Annotated in this window: 17 protein-coding genes; 9 read left to right on the top strand and 8 right to left on the bottom strand. The window is 29.7% G+C overall.

What is annotated here, in order from left to right; genetic code table 11:
- Nucleotides 1-9 precede the first annotated feature (9 nt).
- Nucleotides 10-1,143 carry a 3,4-dihydroxy-2-butanone-4-phosphate synthase gene (ribB, locus tag Q0L44_RS07475; RefSeq protein WP_296637188.1) on the top strand — a complete coding sequence of 378 codons (1,134 nt, stop codon included), beginning with the start codon at nucleotides 10-12 and terminating at the stop codon, nucleotides 1,141-1,143.
- Nucleotides 1,144-1,204: 61 nt separating this feature from the next.
- Here ribB and pepE read toward each other — a convergent pair whose 3' ends face one another.
- Nucleotides 1,205-1,906, bottom strand: a complete 702-nt coding sequence (pepE, locus tag Q0L44_RS07480) for a dipeptidase PepE (protein WP_296637189.1) — start codon at nucleotides 1,904-1,906, stop codon at nucleotides 1,205-1,207.
- A gap of 136 nt (nucleotides 1,907-2,042) precedes the next feature.
- Between pepE and Q0L44_RS07485 the strand changes: the two genes are divergently transcribed.
- From Q0L44_RS07485 to Q0L44_RS07510, 6 genes are all read left to right on the top strand, one after another.
- Entirely contained in the window at nucleotides 2,043-2,306 is a 264-nt protein-coding gene (locus Q0L44_RS07485) for a hypothetical protein (protein WP_296637191.1), read from the top strand.
- Between the two features lie 43 nt (nucleotides 2,307-2,349).
- Nucleotides 2,350-2,733, top strand: a complete 384-nt coding sequence (locus tag Q0L44_RS07490; RefSeq protein WP_296637193.1) for a hypothetical protein — start codon at nucleotides 2,350-2,352, stop codon at nucleotides 2,731-2,733.
- Between the two features lie 194 nt (nucleotides 2,734-2,927).
- A complete protein-coding gene (locus Q0L44_RS07495) occupies nucleotides 2,928-3,695 on the top strand; it encodes a hypothetical protein (RefSeq protein WP_296637195.1) in 768 nt (255 codons plus the stop codon).
- A 28-nt stretch (nucleotides 3,696-3,723) separates the two neighbouring features.
- Nucleotides 3,724-4,221: a DUF6702 family protein gene (locus Q0L44_RS07500; protein WP_296637197.1), complete on the top strand. Its 498-nt coding sequence runs from the start codon at nucleotides 3,724-3,726 to the stop codon at nucleotides 4,219-4,221.
- Between the two features lie 25 nt (nucleotides 4,222-4,246).
- A complete protein-coding gene (locus tag Q0L44_RS07505; protein WP_296637198.1) occupies nucleotides 4,247-6,358 on the top strand; it encodes a M1 family metallopeptidase in 2,112 nt (703 codons plus the stop codon).
- 151 nt (nucleotides 6,359-6,509) lie between these two features.
- On the top strand, nucleotides 6,510-8,711 hold the full coding sequence (locus tag Q0L44_RS07510; RefSeq protein WP_296637199.1) for a M1 family metallopeptidase: 2,202 nt from the start codon (nucleotides 6,510-6,512) through the stop codon (nucleotides 8,709-8,711).
- 62 nt (nucleotides 8,712-8,773) lie between these two features.
- Here Q0L44_RS07510 and Q0L44_RS07515 read toward each other — a convergent pair whose 3' ends face one another.
- The 7 genes from Q0L44_RS07515 to ytxJ all read right to left on the bottom strand — a co-directional run bounded on the left by Q0L44_RS07515 (nucleotide 8,774) and on the right by ytxJ (nucleotide 16,462).
- Nucleotides 8,774-9,046 (bottom strand): hypothetical protein, encoded by a 273-nt coding sequence (locus Q0L44_RS07515; protein WP_296637201.1) that lies wholly within the window; start codon nucleotides 9,044-9,046, stop codon nucleotides 8,774-8,776.
- 5 nt (nucleotides 9,047-9,051) lie between these two features.
- Nucleotides 9,052-10,020: a deoxyhypusine synthase family protein gene (locus Q0L44_RS07520; protein ID WP_296637203.1), complete on the bottom strand. Its 969-nt coding sequence runs from the start codon at nucleotides 10,018-10,020 to the stop codon at nucleotides 9,052-9,054.
- A 125-nt stretch (nucleotides 10,021-10,145) separates the two neighbouring features.
- Entirely contained in the window at nucleotides 10,146-11,669 is a 1,524-nt protein-coding gene (locus Q0L44_RS07525; RefSeq protein ID WP_296637204.1) for a carbon-nitrogen hydrolase family protein, read from the bottom strand.
- Between the two features lie 8 nt (nucleotides 11,670-11,677).
- Nucleotides 11,678-12,622 carry an agmatinase gene (gene speB, locus Q0L44_RS07530; protein WP_296637205.1) on the bottom strand — a complete coding sequence of 315 codons (945 nt, stop codon included), beginning with the start codon at nucleotides 12,620-12,622 and terminating at the stop codon, nucleotides 11,678-11,680.
- A 17-nt stretch (nucleotides 12,623-12,639) separates the two neighbouring features.
- Nucleotides 12,640-14,088: an arginine decarboxylase gene (locus Q0L44_RS07535; protein WP_296637207.1), complete on the bottom strand. Its 1,449-nt coding sequence runs from the start codon at nucleotides 14,086-14,088 to the stop codon at nucleotides 12,640-12,642.
- A gap of 366 nt (nucleotides 14,089-14,454) precedes the next feature.
- On the bottom strand, nucleotides 14,455-16,005 hold the full coding sequence (locus Q0L44_RS07540; protein WP_296637209.1) for a DEAD/DEAH box helicase: 1,551 nt from the start codon (nucleotides 16,003-16,005) through the stop codon (nucleotides 14,455-14,457).
- 58 nt (nucleotides 16,006-16,063) lie between these two features.
- Complete coding sequence (ytxJ, locus tag Q0L44_RS07545) at nucleotides 16,064-16,462, bottom strand: bacillithiol system redox-active protein YtxJ (protein WP_296637210.1); 399 nt, start codon at nucleotides 16,460-16,462, stop codon at nucleotides 16,064-16,066.
- Nucleotides 16,463-16,618: 156 nt separating this feature from the next.
- On the opposite strand from ytxJ, the gene clpB reads away from it, so the two are divergent.
- Nucleotides 16,619-19,225, top strand: coding sequence for an ATP-dependent chaperone ClpB (clpB, locus tag Q0L44_RS07550; RefSeq protein ID WP_296637212.1), 2,607 nt, complete (start codon nucleotides 16,619-16,621; stop codon nucleotides 19,223-19,225).
- 87 nt (nucleotides 19,226-19,312) lie between these two features.
- Nucleotides 19,313-19,810: a phosphoglycerate mutase family protein gene (locus tag Q0L44_RS07555; protein WP_296637214.1), complete on the top strand. Its 498-nt coding sequence runs from the start codon at nucleotides 19,313-19,315 to the stop codon at nucleotides 19,808-19,810.
- Nucleotide 19,811: the final 1 nt, after the last annotated feature.

Below are 19,811 nucleotides of genomic sequence, written 5' to 3' on the forward strand. Positions count from 1 at the left end.
AGAACAAACATGCTAAAACAAAACACAAAATTAAACACCATAGAGGAGGCAATAAATGATATCAGAAATGGTAAAGTTATAATTGTGGTAGATGATGAAAATAGAGAAAATGAAGGGGATTTTTTAGCAGCTGCAGAAAAAGTTACACCAGAAATGGTGAATTTTATGGCAACACATGGTAGAGGTTTAATTTGTAATCCACTAACTGAAAAACGATGCAAAGAACTTGAACTAGTAATGATGGTTAACAACAACACAGATCCTATGGAAACTGCTTTTACAGTTTCAGTAGATTTACGTGGAAAAGGAGTTACCACTGGTATTTCTGCATCAGATAGAGCTTTAACTATTAAAGCATTAATAGATAAAAAAACCAAGCCTACTGATTTAGCAAGACCAGGGCATATTTTTCCTTTAAAAGCAAAAGAGGGTGGTGTTTTACGAAGAACAGGGCATACTGAAGCAGCAATAGATTTTGCAAGACTAGCAGGTTTACAACCTGCAGGTGTTATTGTAGAAATTATGAATGAAGATGGTACAATGGCGCGTTTACCACAGCTTTTAAAAGTGGCCGAGAAATTTGATATTAAAATAGTTTCTATAGAAGATTTAGTTGCTTACAGAATGGAGCACGACTCTTTAATAGAGAAAAAAGAAGATTTTGAAATTGAAACACGTTTTGGAAAATTTCGCCTAAGAGCTTACCAACAAACAACAAATAGTCAAATACACATTGCTTTAACAAAAGGGTCTTGGACAAACGAAGATGGTGTATTAACAAGAATAAATTCGACATTAGTAAACAATGATATTCTTGGAACATTAACGAATAATGCTGATAAAAAATTAGACCAGATGTTTCAGGTTATAAATGATGAAGGTAAAGGTGCCATTCTTTTTATCAATCAACAAAATCAATCCAAAAACTTGTTAAAACGATTAAATATATTGAAAGAAAACCAGAAAAATGGTGAACTGAAAGCACCAGCAATTACTATGGACCAAAGAGATTTTGGGATTGGTGCTCAAATATTACACGATTTAAACATCAGTAAATTAAAACTATTAACTAATAATCATCAAGCCAAAAGGGTTGGAATGATTGGGTATGGATTAGAAATTGTAGATTACATAACTTATTAATAAAAAAGGGATAATTAAAATTATCCCTTTTTTATTTTATTCTTTTAGCTTACCTACTATTCTAAATAATAGAAATTTTACTATTTTCTAATTCAATAGGCTTTTTGTCCTTTTGAAACAATCTTGCAGTATAAGCACCTTTTAAGTAAATTTCATTAGCATTTACTTCTAACCAACTACCTTCTCTTAAACCCAAAACGGGTGTTTCATTAAATACATGAAACTCTTTAATTCTTGTTTCGCGAGTTTCACCCATATGTGTATTTCCTTCAATTGGATCTAAATAATGTGCATTAATATTAAATGGAATACAACCCAATGTTTTAAAACTTGGTGGGTAAACAATTGGCATATCGTTTGTATTTTTCATGTTCACACCACAAATATTGCTACCAGCACTTGTACCTAAATAAGGTGTGCCTAGTTCTATAACTTCTTTTAAAGTATCTATAACATCATTTTCATATAATTGATTTACCAATTCAAAAGTATTTCCACCTCCTGTAAAAATAGCTTTAGCATTTTTTAATGCTTCTTTAGCATTTTTAAATTCATGAATTCCTTTTACATCAATTCCAATATTGGCAAATGCTTCTTTTACATTAGCTGTATAAGTATCATAGGTAATTCCACTTGGCCTTGCATAGGGTATAAACAAAAGTGTTTTTGCTCCTTTAAAAAATGTTTTTAAAGTTGGTAACAAATACTCAAGGTACTTGCCTTCATAAATTGTAGATGTACTTGCAATAATCATTTTCTTCATACTTCAAAAATAAGTCATTTTTTATGGATTCCAATTCTTAAAATCATCACAAAAAACTAATGTATTTAAACCCGTTAACAAAAGTTTATAAATGTCTTAATAGAATTTTAAGAGCTCTTAGGGTTTCTTTGTTTTAATGAAAAATCAACTACTACTCTACTTTTTATTTATATCTGTTGTTTCCTTTAGCCAACAAAGGCAGAATATTTTATCTGGAACTATATTGTTTCAAAATGAGGTAATTACTGATGTGCATATTATCAACAAAAACACAAATCAAGGTGCTAATTCCAATGATTCAGGAATCTTTGAAATTCCTGTTTCAATTAATGATACTTTGTTTATATCTCACATCAACCTTCAAAAAAAAGAACTAATTATTACTCCAGTAAATTTTTAAGAGTAAATCAGTTATAATTCATTTAGAAGAAAAAATTAATGAATTGAATGAAATTATCTTTGAAAGATCTACAGGTATTTTTTATGTTGATAAGCAATATCTTAAACCACGTATTATAAATGCCAAAACACTTAACTTACCTTATGCTAATAAAGTTGCAAAGAAAAATGAAAGTATTTTAAGTCTTCAATCTGGAGCTGCAATAAATTTAGAAAATTTGATAAGTGCACTAAATGGAAGTAATAGAAGAAAAAGAATGCTAAAAAAAATAACCTATGAAGATAAAATGTTAGCCAAAATTAGAAAGCACTACACAGATGATTTCTTTATTACTGATTTAAATATTAAACAAGATGATATTAATGTATTCTTAAACTACTGCTTCAAAAAAATGTCATTAATTTATTTAAGAAAGATGATAAAATAAAAGTGACTGAAATATTAATGAGAGAGAGTAAAACATTTCCTCAAAAGAATAAAACTGAAATTACTCTACTCCAAAAAAAATAATTTTTATAAAAATTGTATAAAAATATTGCGTAAATTTAAATATATAAATTTGAATAGGATTTTAACACTATGAAAAAAAATATACTATTTTTCTTACTCTTATTTTTAATAGTGAAAAGTACATATACGCAAAACAAAAAATACATTATTACTGGTAAAGTTACTGATTCTGTAAATATTATTAAAAATGCAAATATTATTAACTTAAATACTTATCAAGGAACTTTTTCTAGTGATGAAGGCTTGTATAGAATTTTTGTCTCAAAAGGAGATACGCTCCGTGTCTCATCTATACAGTTCGAACCAAAGAAAATACTTATTACAGAAAAAATTATTGATGCTAGAGAGTTAGATATTATACTAAAAACGACTACTTACACATTAAATGAGTTTGAATTAAAGCGAAATAATTTACTAGGAAGACTAGGAATAGACACCAAAGATGTTCCAAGGAACAAACAAGATTCTTTATTAAGAAGAGTAATGGATTTTTCTAATGTTAATTTTAAAGAAAAAGATTTTACTATAGATGAAATATCAAAAGCTAAGCCCCCTATTGTAAACACTATGGGTGGTGCTATACCTATGGCAGGAGCAGGTGCAAAGGCTGTAATCCCGTTTAAAAATTCAGCACGTTTGTGGGCTCTAAGAAGTAAGTTAGAACAAAAAAAACAGTTCCCTTACAAAGTACTTTCTGAGTTAGGAGAAAAATTCTTTTTTGATGAACTTAAAATTCCAATTGATAATTATTTTCATTTTTTAGAATACTGCAATCCTTTGAGTATTGAAAATTTACACAAAGATGGAAGACTTTTAGAACTTATTAAAATCTTAAGAGCAGAGAGTAAACCATATCTAAAACTTATAAAAAAAGAGTAACTTAGTTCTGAAATTGTTTTACATTTTTATGAAATTAAAAATAAACCTACTATTATTTGTAGTAATTCCATTACTTTCATTTAGTGCACATAAATACTATTTGAGCCTAACTCAAATAAATTTCAAAAGTGAAGCTAAAGCAGTACAAATTATTATCAATGTTTTTATGGATGATATAGAGCTAGCTCTAAACAAAAAATATGATATTGATTTACAATTAACTACAAAAAAAGAGCTAAAGAATAACGATATTTATTTCGAAAAATATTTAAAAAATAAGCTGAATTTTAAAGTTAATAGTAAAGCAAAAAACTTTAATTATCTTGGCAAAGAATATGATGGAGACTTAGTTTTTTTTTATTTAGAGATTGAGAACATTAATGATGTAAACTCAATTGAAGTATCTAATCAATTACTTCTCGATTATTTTCCAGAACAACAGAACCTTATCAAGTCTAAAGTAGGTAAAAAGAATAAAAGTGTTTTACTTACAAAAAACGAAAGTTCTACTCTATTAAAATTTTAATTTAACAAACCAAAAATCAATATTTATGAAAAAATTTGGATTAGTAATGTTATCTATTTTGTTTGCAGCCTCAACTTATGGGCAAATAACAAAACAAGGACATGTAAATACAAATAAGTTTAAACAATTAAAACAAGAATTACCAACACCAAACTTAGAAAGAACAGCCTCAGGTAAACCTGGTAAAGCTTACACACAGCAAAAGGTAGATTATGTAATGGATATTGTTTTAGATGATGTCAAAACAAAAATAACCGGTTCAGAAACGATTACTTATCATAACAATTCTAAAGATGATTTAGAGTATTTATGGTTACAATTAGACCAGAATATGAGAGCTGCAGACTCAAAAACACCAGATATCTCTCCAAATTCAATTCCGAAAAGAATTAGCAAAAACAGATTTAAAAGAACTTTTCCTGAAGAACGTTTTGATGGTGGTTTTAATATAATGAATGTTACCAATAAAGATGGTAGTACTTTATCTCATACCATTAACCAAACGATGATGCGTATTAATTTAGCAGAGCCTTTGATTTCTGGTACTACTTTCGAATTTAATATTTCTTGGTGGTATAACATTAATAACCACAGAACAGATGGTGGTAGATCAGGTTATGAGCATTTTACTGAAAATGATAATAACAATTATGTAATTGCACAATTCTACCCAAGAATGTGTGTTTATGATAATGTTGAAGGATGGCAAAATGACCAATTTTGGGGAAGAAGTGAATTCGCTCTTGAATTTGGAGATTTTACAGTAAACATTACTGTTCCTGAAGATCATATGTTAGGAGCAACAGGTGTTTTACAAAATCCAAAAGAGGTTTTTTCAAAGAAAGAATTAAAAAGAAGAGAAAAAGCTAGAAAAAGTTTTGATAATCCTGTAGTGATTAGAACTCAAGAAGAAGCTGAAAAGATTGAAAAGTCAAAAGCTTCAGAGACAAAAACTTGGAAATTTATTGCTGAAAACGTTCGTGATTATGCTTTTGCTACATCAAGAAAATTTATATATGATGCAATGGCTGTAGACATTAATGGTAAAACAGTGATGGCAGAGTCATTATATTCTAAAGAAGCAAACCCGTTATATGGAGACCATTCTACAAGAGCTGCAGCACAAACATTAAAAACATATTCTAAATATACCTTTGACTATCCTTACCACAAAGCAATTTCTGTAGATGGACAAATGGGAATGGAATATCCACAGATTTGTTTTAATCCTGGAAGACCGGATTTACCAGATGGTGGCTACTCAGATAGAGTGAAATATAGAATGATAAAAGTTACCATTCATGAAGTGGGACATAATTTCTTCCCTATGATTGTTAATTCAGATGAGAGACAATGGACATGGATGGATGAAGGATTAAATTCATACATGGAAATGTTAGCAGAATTAGATTATGACAAAGATTTTCCTATAGTAAGAGGGTATCCTAAAAATATTGTAAAATACATGTCTGGAGATCAATCTAGAATTGCACCAATTATGTCTAAAGGAGACAATGTATATAGTTTTGGTGCTAATGCTTATGGAAAACCTGCAACTGCATTGTGGATTTTAAGAGAAACAATTATGGGTAAAGAGTTGTTTGATCACGCTTTTAGAACATATTCTCAAAGATGGATGTTTAAACACCCATCGCCTGCAGATTTCTTTAGAACTATGGAAGACGCTTCTGGTATAGACTTAGATTGGTTTTGGAGAGGTTGGTTCTATACTACAGATGTAACTGATATAGGTGTAAAAGGTGTAAAAAAGTTCACAACTAAAGAACAAGGTAATACAGTAGAATTTGTAGAAGATTCTTCAGCAGGTTTAGGCTTTGCTAATACTAACGATAAATATCATTATGAAATTACTTACGAAAAACCAGGAGGTTTAGTAATGCCTATTATTGTTGAATTTACTTACAAAGATGGTTCTAAAGAAAAAAAGACATATCCTGCTCAGATTTGGAGATATAATGATAAAGAAGTAACCAAAGTATTTACTTCTTCTAAACAAATAGAGCGTATTGTCATAGATCCTGATTTAGAAACTGCAGATGTAGATACTTCTAACAATTCATTCCCAAGAGAAACATCAAATAAATTCGATAAGTTTAAACAGAAAATGAAAGGATAATTTTAAAAAATTTAAAAAATTAAAGTAAAAGAGCAATATGAATACATATTACTCTTTGTTCATATAAAGGTTTGTTAAATTTATTAACAATATAACTCTATTCTTTTTTTAATTCTTAATTTTATTGTTACTTAAATTCAAACAAATACAAATGAAAAAAATTTATTTATTCGTTTTTTCTTTATTTTTTGTTGCAACATCAAGTATTGCTCAAGAACAGAAAGAAAAGAAAAAAACACAACTGGGTCATACTGATCAAAACAAATTTAGACAACTAAAAGATGTTTTAGCAACTCCTAATGATCAACATACGGCTTCAGGTGCACCAGGCCATCAGTATTCACAGCAAAAGGTTGACTATGTAATGGATATTCGTTTAGATGAAGCGAATAACAAAATATATGGTAGTGAAGATATTACATATTATAACAACTCTAAAGATAACTTATCTTATTTGTGGGTTCAGTTAGATCAAAACATGAGAGCAGATGACTCTCAAACTTCATTAGCAAAATCAAATTCAGCTGCTGCATTTATATCTACAGATAACTTTAAATCTGAATATATGGGTGAAGGAAAAGGATTTGGATTTAACATTGAGAGTGTTACAACAAATGGAAAACCATTATCTCATTTTATAAATAGAACAATGATGCGTATTAATCTTCCTAAAGCATTAGCTCCAGGAAAAAGTTTTGACTTTAGCATCATATGGAATTATAAAATTAACGATATCAATAAAGATGGTGGTCGTTCAGGGTTAGAATCTTTTAAAGATGGTAATAACAATTATACTATTGCACAGTTTTTTCCTAGACTAGCCGTTTACAATAATGTAGAAGGTTGGCAAAATATGCAGTTCTGGGGTAGATCTGAGTTTGCTTTAGAATTTGGAGATTACGAAGTAAATTTAACAGTACCTGCAGATCATATTGTTGAAGCTACTGGTAGTTTACAAAACGAAAAAGATGTGTTAACTAGAACACAACGTAAACGTTACGAACAAGCAAGAAAAAGTTTTGACAACCCTGTTGTTATTGTTACACAAGAAGAGGCCGAAAAAAATGAAAAAGGAAGAGCTACAGGAACAAAAACTTGGAAATTTAAAGCTCAAAGAGTAAGAGATTTCGCTTTTGCAACTTCTAGAAAATATATTTGGGATGCAATGGCAGTGAATATTAATGGTAAAACTGTTATTGCAACTTCTTTATATCCAAAAGAAGGGAACCCTCTATGGGAAGAGCATTCAACAAGAGCAGTAGCTACAACGTTAGTTGAGTATTCAAAATTAACATTCGATTACCCTTATCCAAAAGCAGTGTCTGTTCATTCAGAAAGACAAGGAATGGAATATCCTATGATTTGTTTTAATTTTGGGCGTCCAAATCCTGATGGAACGTATTCAGATAGAACCAAAAAAGGAATGATTGGAGTTATTGTTCATGAAGTTGGTCATAATTTCTTTCCAATGATTGTAAATTCTGACGAAAGACAATGGACATGGATGGATGAAGGTTTAAACTCTTTTGTAGAAATTTTAGCAGAAGACGTTTATGATGCCGAGTTATTTGCCTCTAACCCTGCAAAAGATATTACAAGATATATGGGTGGAGATCAATCTAACATCTCTCCTATTATGTCTCAAGGAGATTATGTAAAACAATTTGGACCAAATGCATACTCAAAACCAGCGGCTGGTTTATACATGCTACGTAAAACGATTATGGGACCAGAATTGTTTGACCATGCTTTTAGAACGTATTCACAAAGATGGATGTTTAAACACCCAACACCTGAAGATTTTTTTAGATCTATGGAAGATGCATCAGGGATGGATTTAGATTGGTTTTGGAGAGGTTGGTTTTACACAACTGATGTAACAGATATAGGTATTAAAGAAGTAAAGCCTTTATACCTTACAGATAAGCCAAATGCTAGATTAGCTAAACTTAAAGAACAGTACAAACAATACTTTGATAGTTTAGGAGACCTTGTTTATATTACAGACAAAAAAGAAGATGCAAACCCTAATGCAATGGATAATTATGCTAATGGTAAAGAAGTACCTTCATATATATACTCTGTAGAATTTGAAAAACCTGGAGGTTTAGTTATACCACTAATAGTAGAGTTAACCTATGCAGATGGAAGCACAAAAAGAGAAACATTTCCTGCTCAGATTTGGATGAAAGACGACAATACTGTTAAAAGAGTATTCTCTTCTACACAGGAAATTAAAAGTATTAAAGTAGATCCTGACATGGAAACTGCTGATGTAGATACTTCTAATAACAGTTGGCCAAAACCAGAAACTGATAAGTTTGATCAGTTTAAAAATAAAATTAAAAGTTAAATTCTTTTACTATTGTTTAAAAAAGCCTCGCATTTGCGAGGCTTTTTTAAACATACTAACCCTTAACCATCAGGGAGGTTTACCTCAAAATCTTCATTGTCTTGGAAAAAATCCTCATCATCTGCATATTCTTCCATGGCCTCTTGTAACTTAATGCTTATTTTAATAAGATAATTGGTTGTTAATGTTTTTACTTCTATAGCTTTAACCGTTTCTCCTTTAGCATTTTTAAAAGAAATAATATCTTCATAGTCATAACCTCCAGGGTATTTATCAATTAATAAATCCAATAGCTCCTTAGTTAGTTTTTCATAGGCAACAATTACTCTTTTCATAAGCTCTACATTTCTAATAAATAAGCAAATATTAAAGGAGCTACAATGGTAGCATCACTCTCTATAATATATTTTGGAGTATTTATATCTAATTTACCCCAAGTAATTTTTTCGTTAGGAACGGCTCCAGAATATGATCCATAACTCGTTGTTGAATCTGAAATTTGACAAAAATAACTCCAGAAAGGAGTATCAATTCTGTCCATATCTTGATATAACATAGGAACAACACAAATTGGGAAATCTCCTGCAATACCACCTCCAATTTGAAAAAAACCAATTCCGTTTTTAGAATTATTTGTATACCAATCAGATAAAAAAGTCATGTATTCTATTCCTGATTTTATAGTGCTAGCAGCTAACTCTCCTTTTAACACGTAAGAAGCAAATATATTTCCCATGGTAGAGTCTTCCCAACCTGGAACAACCATTGGTAATTTTTTTTCTGCTGCTGCATACATCCAGGAATCTTTAATATCAATTTCATAATATTGTTCTAAAACTCCTGATAACAACAATTTGTACATATATTCGTGAGGTAAATAGCGTTTACCACTAGCTTCTGCATCTTTCCAAATTTTCACAATATGTTCTTGAATTCTTCTAAAAGCTTCTTCCTCTGGTATACAAGTATCTGTAACCCTATTTAAACCTTTTTCTAATAAATCCCACTCATCTTGAGGCGTTAAATCTCTATAGTTTGGTACACGTTTGTAATGAGAATGCGCAACTAAATTCATAATATCTTCTTCTAAATTTGCACCTGTACAAGAAATAATGTGCACTTTATCTTTACGAATCATTTCTGCAAAAATTTTACCTAATTCTGCTGTACTCATAGCTCCTGCTAAAGAAACTAGCATTTTAGAACCTTTATTTAATTGTGTTTCATATCCTTTTGCTGCATCTACCAAAGAAGCCGCGTTAAAGTGTAAAAAGTATTTTTCTATAAAATTTGTAATCGGTTTTTTCATTGTTTTATTTTGTTTGATACAAGTTTCTAAATTGTTTTCGATACAATTTTTCGAAAATGAAAAATCATTCGAACTGAAATTTTGAATAATTTTGTTTAGAAACTATGTATGTTTTTTAATTATTTTTAATGTTTTTTAACTTCGAAGATATCCTTTCTTCTATCTTTTAAATTACGTACACTTCCAAATTGATTTAAATCTTTTAAAAGATCTAAATCTACATCAGCAATTAAAATCATTTCTGTATTTGCAGTCGCTTCTGCTTTAATTCCGTTTGCAGGAAAAGAGAAATCACAAGGAGTAAATACCATAGATTGTGCATACTGAATGTCCATATTATTTACCTTTGGTAAATTACCAACACTTCCAGCAATAGCAACATAACACTCGTTTTCAATTGCTCTTGCTTGTGCACAATTTCTTACTCTAGAATATCCATTTTGTGTATCTGTTAAAAAAGGAATAAACAAAATATCCATACCTTCTTCTGCTAAAATTCTACTGAGTTCTGGAAACTCAGAATCATAACAAATTAACACACCTATTTTCCCACAATCTGTATCAAAAGTTTTTAGCTCGTTTCCACCTTGCATTCCCCAAACTTTTGCTTCATTTGGAGTAACATGTAATTTTTCATAGCGTTCTGTAGTACCATCTCTTTTACAGATATAACCAACATTATACAGCAGACTGTTTTTCATTTCTGGCATACTTCCAGTAATCACATTAATGTTGTATGAAATTGCCAATTCAGAAAACTTTTGAACAATTATTGGGGTATATTTTGCTAATTCTCTAATTGCCTCTGATTCTGTCAAATGATTATTATCTGCCATTAAAGGGGCATTAAAAAACTCTGGAAACAATGCAAAGTCTGATCTGTAAGCGGCTACTGCATCAACAAAATATTCAGCTTGTTGCATCAACTCCTCGAGATCTTTGTATAATCGCATTTGCCATTGAATCAATCCTAAACGAACTACTTTTTTCTTAGTTGCTACCTTTGTTGATTTTTTTTGATAATAAATATTATCCCATTCTAATAAAACTGCAAATTCTCCAGAATTCTCATCACCTTCTAAATATCTTTTTAAAATTTTTGAAGGATGAAAATCATTAGAAATTTGAAAGTTTAAAACAGGATCGTGAATTTCTTTGCGTTTTACTTTTTCTATGTATTCTTTTGGTGATAAAATTGCAGCATATTTATGATAATTAGGAATTCTACCACCAAATGCAATACCTCTTAAGTTTTGCTTTTCTGCCAATTCTTTTCTATAGTCATACAACCTTCTACCTAAACGTAAACCTCTGTATTCCTGTTTTATAAATACATCTATTCCGTATAAAACATTTCCATTTTCATTATGCGTATCAAATGTGTAATTGTTTGTAATATCTTTATAAGTATGCTGATCATCAAAATTATCATAATCTAATTTTATAGACAAAGCACAGCCAGCCAACTCTCCATTTATCTTAATAATAACCTGACCTTCAGGGAATTTTTTGATTAATGTTATGATCTGGTTTTCTTTCCAATAGTCATCAGGCATACTCGAATATGCCTGAACCATTGCTACTTTTAAAGCTTTATAATCATTTAAAGTTAAAAATTGTAACTCAATATTTTCTATTTTTTGGATCATTTTAAAAACTAGAAATCGTTATCATCATTTTTAAACTTAGATAATTTGTTAAACGGATTATCATCAACATTATCATCTCCATTATCATAAGTATCTTCTTTAGAAGAAAACTTATAGCTCAACATTTTATAAAATAATTTTGCTGCTAAAAAGTCTGAAGATTTTTCGTTTTCATTAGGACAAAGTTCTACCATATCAAAGCCTACCACATTACGTTGGTCAAAAACAGATTTTAAGAATTCTAAAGTTTCGTAATAAAACAAGCCTCCAGGCTCTGGAGTTCCTGTTGATGGCATAATTGAAGGATCTAGAGCATCTAAATCAAACGTAATAAAAACATTTTCTGTAAGCTGGTCTATTACATCATCCATCCAATCTTCATTCACACTCATTTCATGTGCAAAAAACACTTTATCAGGATTCATATTTCTTTTCTCAGAAATATCCATACTTCTAATACCAACCTGTAATAAATTCGTAGTATTATTTGCTTCGTAAACTGCACAGGCGTGGTTGTATGCAGAACCTTCGTATTCTTTTCTTAAATCTGCGTGTGCATCTATATGCAATACAGATAAATTATTAAAACACTCATTAAAAGCTCTAATTGTACCAATTGAAATTGAATGCTCACCTCCAAAAACAGTGACAAATTTATTTCTGTTGATGTACTTTTTTGTTACATTGTGCACAACATCTACCATTGCTTCTGCCGAAGAATTTTCTATAATAGCATCTGCTAAGTAGACACCTTCCTTATAAACTTCAGAATCAGTTTCTATGTCATATAATTCCATATTTTCTGCTGCATCTAAAAAAGCCTGAGGGCCTTTGTCTGCTCCTTTTTGCCAAGTACTTGTTCCATCATAAGGAACAGGAATTACTACAATTTTAGATGTTGACAGGTTTCCAAACTCTTGTGGAATTCCTGCAAATGTTTTACTCGTATTCATTTTTTATTTTTGAAGTTTTATACAACTTCTTTAGTCATTAATTCTTTTGATTCAATTTTACTTTCAGTGGTATTACCATACCCTAAAATTGAAAGTAATTCACTACTTTTTTGCTGTTCTGCAAAAACCGTAATTTTAAATTGTCCATTAGTATCTTTATCAATAATTAAATGTTTTGGATGTGGAATTAGACAATGTTGTAAACCTCCAAATCCGCCAATTGACTCTTGATAAGCTCCTATATTAAAAAAACCAATATAAAGTGGGTTGTCTTTTTCATAAATGGGTAAATATATACCATTGATGTGCTGTTCAGAATTGTAATAATCATCACTATCACAAGTTAGACCTCCTAATAATACACGCTCATATTTATGATTCCATTTATTAATGGGCAGCATAATAAAACGTTTGTTTATTGCCCAAGAATCTGGTAAAGTGGTAATAAAAGAAGAATTAATCATATTCCAGCGCTCTCTATCGTTTTGCTTTTTTTGATATAAAATTTCATAAATAGCAGCTCCAGATTCACCTACTGTAAAACTTCCAAATTCTGTAAATATATGTGGGACATCTACACCAGCTTCTCGGCAAACTTGATTTATTTGATTAATAATTTCATCAATCATATATTCATAATCATAATCAAAACCTAAGGAGTTTTTTATAGGAAATCCACCTCCAATATTTAAGCTATCTAGGGTTGGGCATTTTCGTTTTAGATTAATGTAGACATTTAAACATTTCATTAGCTCATTCCAATAATATGCATTGTCTTTAATTCCTGTATTTATAAAGAAATGAAGCATTTTTAAATCAACTTGTTTATTTACTGCAATCTCTTTTTCATAAAAAGGAACAATATTTTTGTAGCCTACTCCTAATCTAGAAGTGTAAAATTCAAATTTAGGTTCTTCTTCAGATGCAATTCGAATACCAACATTAAATTTCTTTGATGTTTTTTTAGTTAGTAAATTTAATTCTTCATAATTGTCAATGACTGGGATACAATTCTTATGGCCTGAATTTATAAGTTCTGTAATATTTTTTATATACTGATCTCTCTTAAAACCATTACAAATAATATAAGTAGTATCTTTTATTTTACCTTCTAATTTAAGTTTATTTACAATATCAATATCAAATGCAGAAGAGGTTTCAATATGAATTTCATTTTTTAATGCTTCATATAATATGTGTTTAAAATGGGCGCTTTTGGTACAATAACTATAATAATACTTTCCTTTATAGTTGTGTTTTTTTATGCTATTATTAAACCAACCTTTTGCTTTTTGGATATTTTCTGAAATTTTAGGCAAATAGGTAAACTTTAGAGGAGCACCATATTTTTCTGCTAATTCCATTAAGTTAATCCCATGCCAAAAAAGCTTGTGGTTAATTGTTTTGAATTCTTCTTGAGGAAAATCGAAGGTTTGTTCGATTAAGTCTTTATATTTAGTGTTCACTTTTTTTATTTAAAATTAATATAAGGGGATATTTACCTGTTTTTAAAATCGTTAAGATTTAAAACAAGTAAAGCATTTTAAAAAAAGTAAAAATCACTGTAATATTTGTAAGTAAACTACGTGTAGCTTTGAAATAAGCAGTAAAATGGTAATGAAAGTAAGCGGAGAAACCTTAATTTTTTCGTTGCATTTCCAAAATGCATCAAGACTATTTATCATCTCCTGTAAATAATCTTTGCCGAAATAAGTTAAACGTAACATTTGACTATTAAAAGCAAATCAAATTTATATTATTTTTTAATACAAAAAACAAATTAAAAAAATATTTTCAAAAAAAAGAGCAGTGATATGTAACTGCTCTTTTTTTTATTCTTCTATTGGTGGATGACCAAATATTTTTTCATAATCTTTATCAAAATTTTCTCTTAAATAGGAATTCAATTTTTTCCTGTAATCATCTTTTAACCAGGTTACAAAGTTATGTGTACTTTTAGAAATACATTTTGCATACCTATTTATTCTGTCATCTATCTCCTCTCCTAGCATTTTTGCTAAAATTAAAGCGTCAAAGACATCCTCGCTATTTTCAATACACATTCTAGCATGATGAACTATCGATTTCTCTAAAACTCTTTTCGAAGATTCTCCTGCACGAATAGTATCAATATACACAGCTTTCATATCAAAATAGGTGTCTTTAGAATTTGTAAATTCTTTCTTAACATCAGCTGGTAACTCGTATCTAAAGGTACTCTCTATCTCTTCATCAGAAAGAATTGCATTTAGGTAATAGTCTGGCGCTCTAAACATTTTTTGCCAATCTAAATCAGCACCCCAAGGTCCAAATCTATAAAAATTGTTTCCTAAATCTACAACATCAAAAGTGCTCTTGTTACCAAAGATACGTGAACCACGACCAATCATTTGGTAGTATAATGTTAATGACTTTGTTGCTCTATTAAGTATTATAGCCTCTATGCTCGGTTCATCAAAACCAGTTGTTAAAATACTTACAGAAGTTATAATTGCATTAGGAGTTTTATGAAACCATCTCAAAATTAGTTCACGTTCTTTCTTTGTATTTGTATTGTCTAAGTGAGCAATAGGATAACCAGCCTTTTTAAAAGCATGAAATACTTGAATAGAAGTGTTGATACCATTATTAAAAATAAGCGTTTTTTTGCCCTTTGCAGTTTCTTCGTAAGCAGAAACTAATTTAGAAAGCATGCCTGTATTAGTATATAAATCTTCAGAAGATTTCACAGTATAATCTCCATTAGCACCAACCTCTAAAGAAGTTAAACCTACATTGTAAGAGTACATATTAGCCTTGGCTAAATAACCACTATCTATTAAATCTTGTATAGATTCACCAACAAATAATTCTTGATAATTCTCATACATTGGTAATTTAATGTTAGAACTAAGTGGTGTTGCAGTTACTCCTAAAATAAACGATTCACTAAAAAACTTAAATATTTTTGTAAATGAATTATAATGCGCCTCATCTACAATTACCAAACCAATATCAGAAATATCTAATTTCTCATCATTTAATCGGTTTTTAAGTGTTTCTACCATAGCTACAAAACACTCAAACTCATGCTGATCATCTAGCTTTGCAGTAGAATTTATTATTTTATTTCTTACACCAAACTCCTTTAACATTTTAGAAGTTTGTTTGCTTAATTCTATTCTGTGAGTTAAAACTAAAACTTTCTTTTTAAACGTTTTTATATAACGTCTTACAATTTCAGAAAAAATAACAGTTTTACCACCTCCAGTTGGTAGTTGATATAATAAATGATAATCTTTTGGTGCAGTCTCAAATCGTTGAAAGATTTCATGCAATGCATCTTTTTGATAACCATATAATTCCTTACCCACTTTCTTATTTGAAGTACTGTTTTCTGCCAAAAGTTTAAAAATTTAGGATACAAAAGTAAGACTTAATTAAGGTTTAATGCAAGTTTAACTATACAAATCTTGCAAGATCTATTAAAGTAATATCATTGTGAGACGTATTAAATACAGAAAACCCATTTTTCACAACTATTACTTGTGGCGATTGATGAGTTACTTCAAATGTTTCTGCTATTTCGTTAGAGATATCTCTATAATTTAATAGATCTAGATAATAAACTTTTAAATTTTGGTGTTCCTCTTTAAAAAGATTTTCAAATTGCTTAATAACAACCTTACTAATTCCACATCGTGTAGAATGTTTGAATAAAAACACCGATGCTTTAATAGAAAATTGTTTTATCTCTTCTAACTGAGAAGAGCTTGTTAAAGGAATCCACTGAATGTTGTTTTTAGTTTCTTTTTCTGAACCTTCTTTAGAATTTCCAAATATTGTATTGAATATACCCATTGTATTTTAATTTTTAATAAATACAAATATACAAACTTTAAACAGTCATAAAGTCATAAACAGTAAGGGTTTTAAGACAAAATGACGCTATTAGGAAAAATGATATGAATGGTATTAAAATTGCTTATTTAAAAATATAGCACAAAATAGATTAAAATGAATTTTAATAACTATACAACAAAATCACAAGAGACCATTCAAATGGCGCAACAAATTGCGAAAGGATTTAGTCATAATCAAATAGAAAACGAACATATTTTTAAAGCTTTAATTCAAGTTGATGAAAATGTTTTACCTTTTTTGTTTAAGAAATTAAACATTAATCTAGATTTGATAACCCAAATTTTAGACAAGCAATTAGAAAGTTTACCAAAAGTTTCTGGTGCTGAGTTAATGTTATCTAGAGAAACTGGAACAAGTTTAAATGAAGCATCTATTATTGCCAAAAGCATGAAAGATGATTATGTGTCTATAGAACATTTAATTCTTGCCATTTTTAAATCTAAAAGTAAAATTGCTCAGATTTTAAAAGATCAAGGAGTTACTGAGAAGGATTTAAAAGCTACAATAGAAGAATTAAGAAAAGGAGAACATGTTACTTCACAAAACCAAGAAGAAACCTATAACTCTCTTAACAAGTTTGCAAAAAATTTAAATCAGCTTGCGCAAGAAAACAAGCTAGACCCTGTAATAGGTAGAGATGAGGAAATTAGAAGATTACTTCAAATTTTATCACGTAGAACAAAAAACAATCCAATTTTAGTTGGTGAACCTGGTACAGGTAAAACTGCAATTGCAGAAGGTTTAGCTCATAGAATTGTAGATGGTGATGTACCAGAAAACCTAAAAGATAAATTAATTTTCTCTTTAGATATGGGCGCTTTAATTGCTGGTGCAAAATACAAAGGAGAGTTTGAAGAGCGATTAAAAGCTGTAATTAAAGAAGTAACAACTTCTGATGGAGACATCGTTTTATTTATTGATGAAATTCACACTCTAATTGGTGCTGGAGGTGGACAAGGAGCAATGGATGCTGCCAATATTTTAAAACCAGCTTTAGCTCGAGGAGAATTGCGTGCAATTGGAGCTACTACCCTAGATGAATATCAAAAATATTTTGAAAAAGACAAGGCTTTAGAACGTAGATTTCAAAAAGTACAGGTAAATGAGCCAGATACAGAAAGTGCCATTTCTATACTTAGAGGAATTAAAGAAAAGTATGAAACACATCATAAAGTTCGTATTAAAGATGAAGCAATTATTGGTGCTGTAGAATTATCTCAAAGATATATTACCAATCGATTTTTACCAGATAAAGCTATTGATTTAATGGATGAAGCTGCTTCTAAATTACGTATGGAAATAAACTCTAAACCAGAAGAATTAGATGTTTTAGACAGAAAAGTAATGCAGTTAGAGATTGAAATTGAAGCTATCAAACGTGAAAAAGATGAAATTAAACTAAAATCTTTAAGATCTGACTTGGCTAACTTAAAAGAGGAACGTAATGAAATAAATGCAAAATGGAAATCTGAAAAAGAGGTTGTAGATAATATTCAGAATACCAAAGCAGCTATTGAAGATTTTAAATCTGAAGCAGAAAAAGCAGAACGTGAAGGAGATTATGGTAAAGTTGCTGAAATTAGATATGGCAAAATTAAAAATGCTCAAGAAGATTTAGAGTCTTATCAAAAGGTTTTACATGAAAATCAGAACGAAAAATCTTTAATTAAAGAAGAAGTTACTTTAGACGATATAGCAGAAGTTGTAGCAAAATGGACAGGAATTCCAGTAACTAAAATGATACAATCTGAGCGTGAAAAGTTGCTAAAACTAGAAGATCAATTACATAAAAGAGTTGTAGGTCAAGAAGAAGCAATTGTAGCAATTTCTGATGCTGTTAGAAGATCTAAAGCAGGGTTACAAAACCCTAACAAACCAATTGGTAGTTTCTTATTTTTAGGCACTACAGGTGTTGGTAAAACAGAATTAGCAAAAGCATTAGCTGAATATTTATTTGATGATGAAAATGCCATGACAAGAATTGATATGAGTGAGTATCAAGAACGTCATTCTGTAAGTAGATTAGTAGGTGCTCCTCCAGGTTATGTGGGTTATGATGAAGGAGGACAATTAACGGAAGCTGTTAGAAGAAAACCTTATTCTGTAGTACTCTTAGATGAAATTGAAAAAGCACATCCAGATACGTTTAATGTACTCTTACAAGTTTTAGATGAAGGTAGATTAACAGACAATAAAGGACGAGTTGCAGACTTTAAAAATGCAATTATAATCATGACATCAAATATGGGAAGCCGTATTATTCAAGAAAAATTCTCTGATCCTAAAGCAGATTTAGATGCTGTTACAGAATTGGCAAAAATTGAAGTTTTAGGTTTGTTAAAAAAATCTGTTAGACCAGAGTTTTTAAATAGAATAGATGATGTTATTATGTTTACCCCTTTAAAAAAGTCAGATATTTTTGAAATTGTTAAATTACAAATAGCACAATTAAAAAAAATGATTGGCAAACAAGAAATCACATTAGATGCTACAGATGAGGCTATAACTCACCTTTCAAAAAAAGGATATCAACCTGAATTTGGTGCAAGACCTGTAAAAAGAGTAATTCAGAAAGAAGTACTAAATCAACTTTCTAAAGAAATACTTTCAGGTAAAATTACCACTGATAGTATTATTTTGTTAGATGCTTTTGATAATAAGTTAGTTTTTAGAAATCAATCTGATTTAGTGGAGAACTAAGCTATTAAATGGTTAAATTACAAAAAGTGATGTTTAAAAAACATCACTTTCCTTTTTTAATTATATTCGCATACTAACCTATGTATTATGAAGAAATTTTTTCTGCTTTTTGTATTTACTTTTACTTTGTTAATAAGCTGTACAGCAAATGAAACAACCACTTACTACCTAATTCGTCATTCAGAAAAAGATAGAACAAATCCTAGAGATAGAAATCCTAATTTAAATATTGAAGGAGAAAAAAGAGCTCAAAATTGGGCAGAATATTTTAAAGACACTCAAATTGATGCAGTATATTCTACCAACTATAATAGAACCATACAAACAGCTACACCAACTGCTTTTAGTAATAATTTAAAGGTAGCTATTTATAACCCTAACAATATGTATGATTCTGTTTTTCAGAAAAACACTAAAGGAAAATCGGTTCTAGTAGTGGGGCATAGTAATACTACACCAGTCTTTGCTAATAAGATTTTAGATGAAGATAAATACGTAAATATGGCCGATGATGACAATGCTACACTATTTATCATTACTATTAAAGGAGATGAAATAAGTAGTAAAACTAAAAAAGTAAACTAAT

The sequence above is a fragment of the Polaribacter sp. genome, assembly GCF_024639685.1.
Lineage (GTDB): Bacteria > Bacteroidota > Bacteroidia > Flavobacteriales > Flavobacteriaceae > Polaribacter.

Excerpts from the sequence above, each read along its gene's own strand:
- ribB (WP_296637188.1), top strand. The coding sequence starts at position 10 with ATGCTAAAACAAAACACAAAATTAAACACCATAGAGGAGGCAATAAAT.
- pepE (WP_296637189.1), bottom strand. The coding sequence starts at position 1,906 with ATGAAGAAAATGATTATTGCAAGTACATCTACAATTTATGAAGGCAAG.
- Q0L44_RS07485 (WP_296637191.1), top strand. The coding sequence starts at position 2,043 with ATGAAAAATCAACTACTACTCTACTTTTTATTTATATCTGTTGTTTCC.
- Q0L44_RS07500 (WP_296637197.1), top strand. The coding sequence starts at position 3,724 with ATGAAATTAAAAATAAACCTACTATTATTTGTAGTAATTCCATTACTT.
- Q0L44_RS07505 (WP_296637198.1), top strand. The coding sequence starts at position 4,247 with ATGAAAAAATTTGGATTAGTAATGTTATCTATTTTGTTTGCAGCCTCA.
- Q0L44_RS07510 (WP_296637199.1), top strand. The coding sequence starts at position 6,510 with ATGAAAAAAATTTATTTATTCGTTTTTTCTTTATTTTTTGTTGCAACA.
- Q0L44_RS07515 (WP_296637201.1), bottom strand. The coding sequence starts at position 9,046 with ATGAAAAGAGTAATTGTTGCCTATGAAAAACTAACTAAGGAGCTATTG.
- Q0L44_RS07520 (WP_296637203.1), bottom strand. The coding sequence starts at position 10,020 with ATGAAAAAACCGATTACAAATTTTATAGAAAAATACTTTTTACACTTT.
- Q0L44_RS07525 (WP_296637204.1), bottom strand. The coding sequence starts at position 11,669 with ATGATCCAAAAAATAGAAAATATTGAGTTACAATTTTTAACTTTAAAT.
- speB (WP_296637205.1), bottom strand. The coding sequence starts at position 12,622 with ATGAATACGAGTAAAACATTTGCAGGAATTCCACAAGAGTTTGGAAAC.
- ytxJ (WP_296637210.1), bottom strand. The coding sequence starts at position 16,462 with ATGGGTATATTCAATACAATATTTGGAAATTCTAAAGAAGGTTCAGAA.
- clpB (WP_296637212.1), top strand. The coding sequence starts at position 16,619 with ATGAATTTTAATAACTATACAACAAAATCACAAGAGACCATTCAAATG.
- Q0L44_RS07555 (WP_296637214.1), top strand. The coding sequence starts at position 19,313 with ATGAAGAAATTTTTTCTGCTTTTTGTATTTACTTTTACTTTGTTAATA.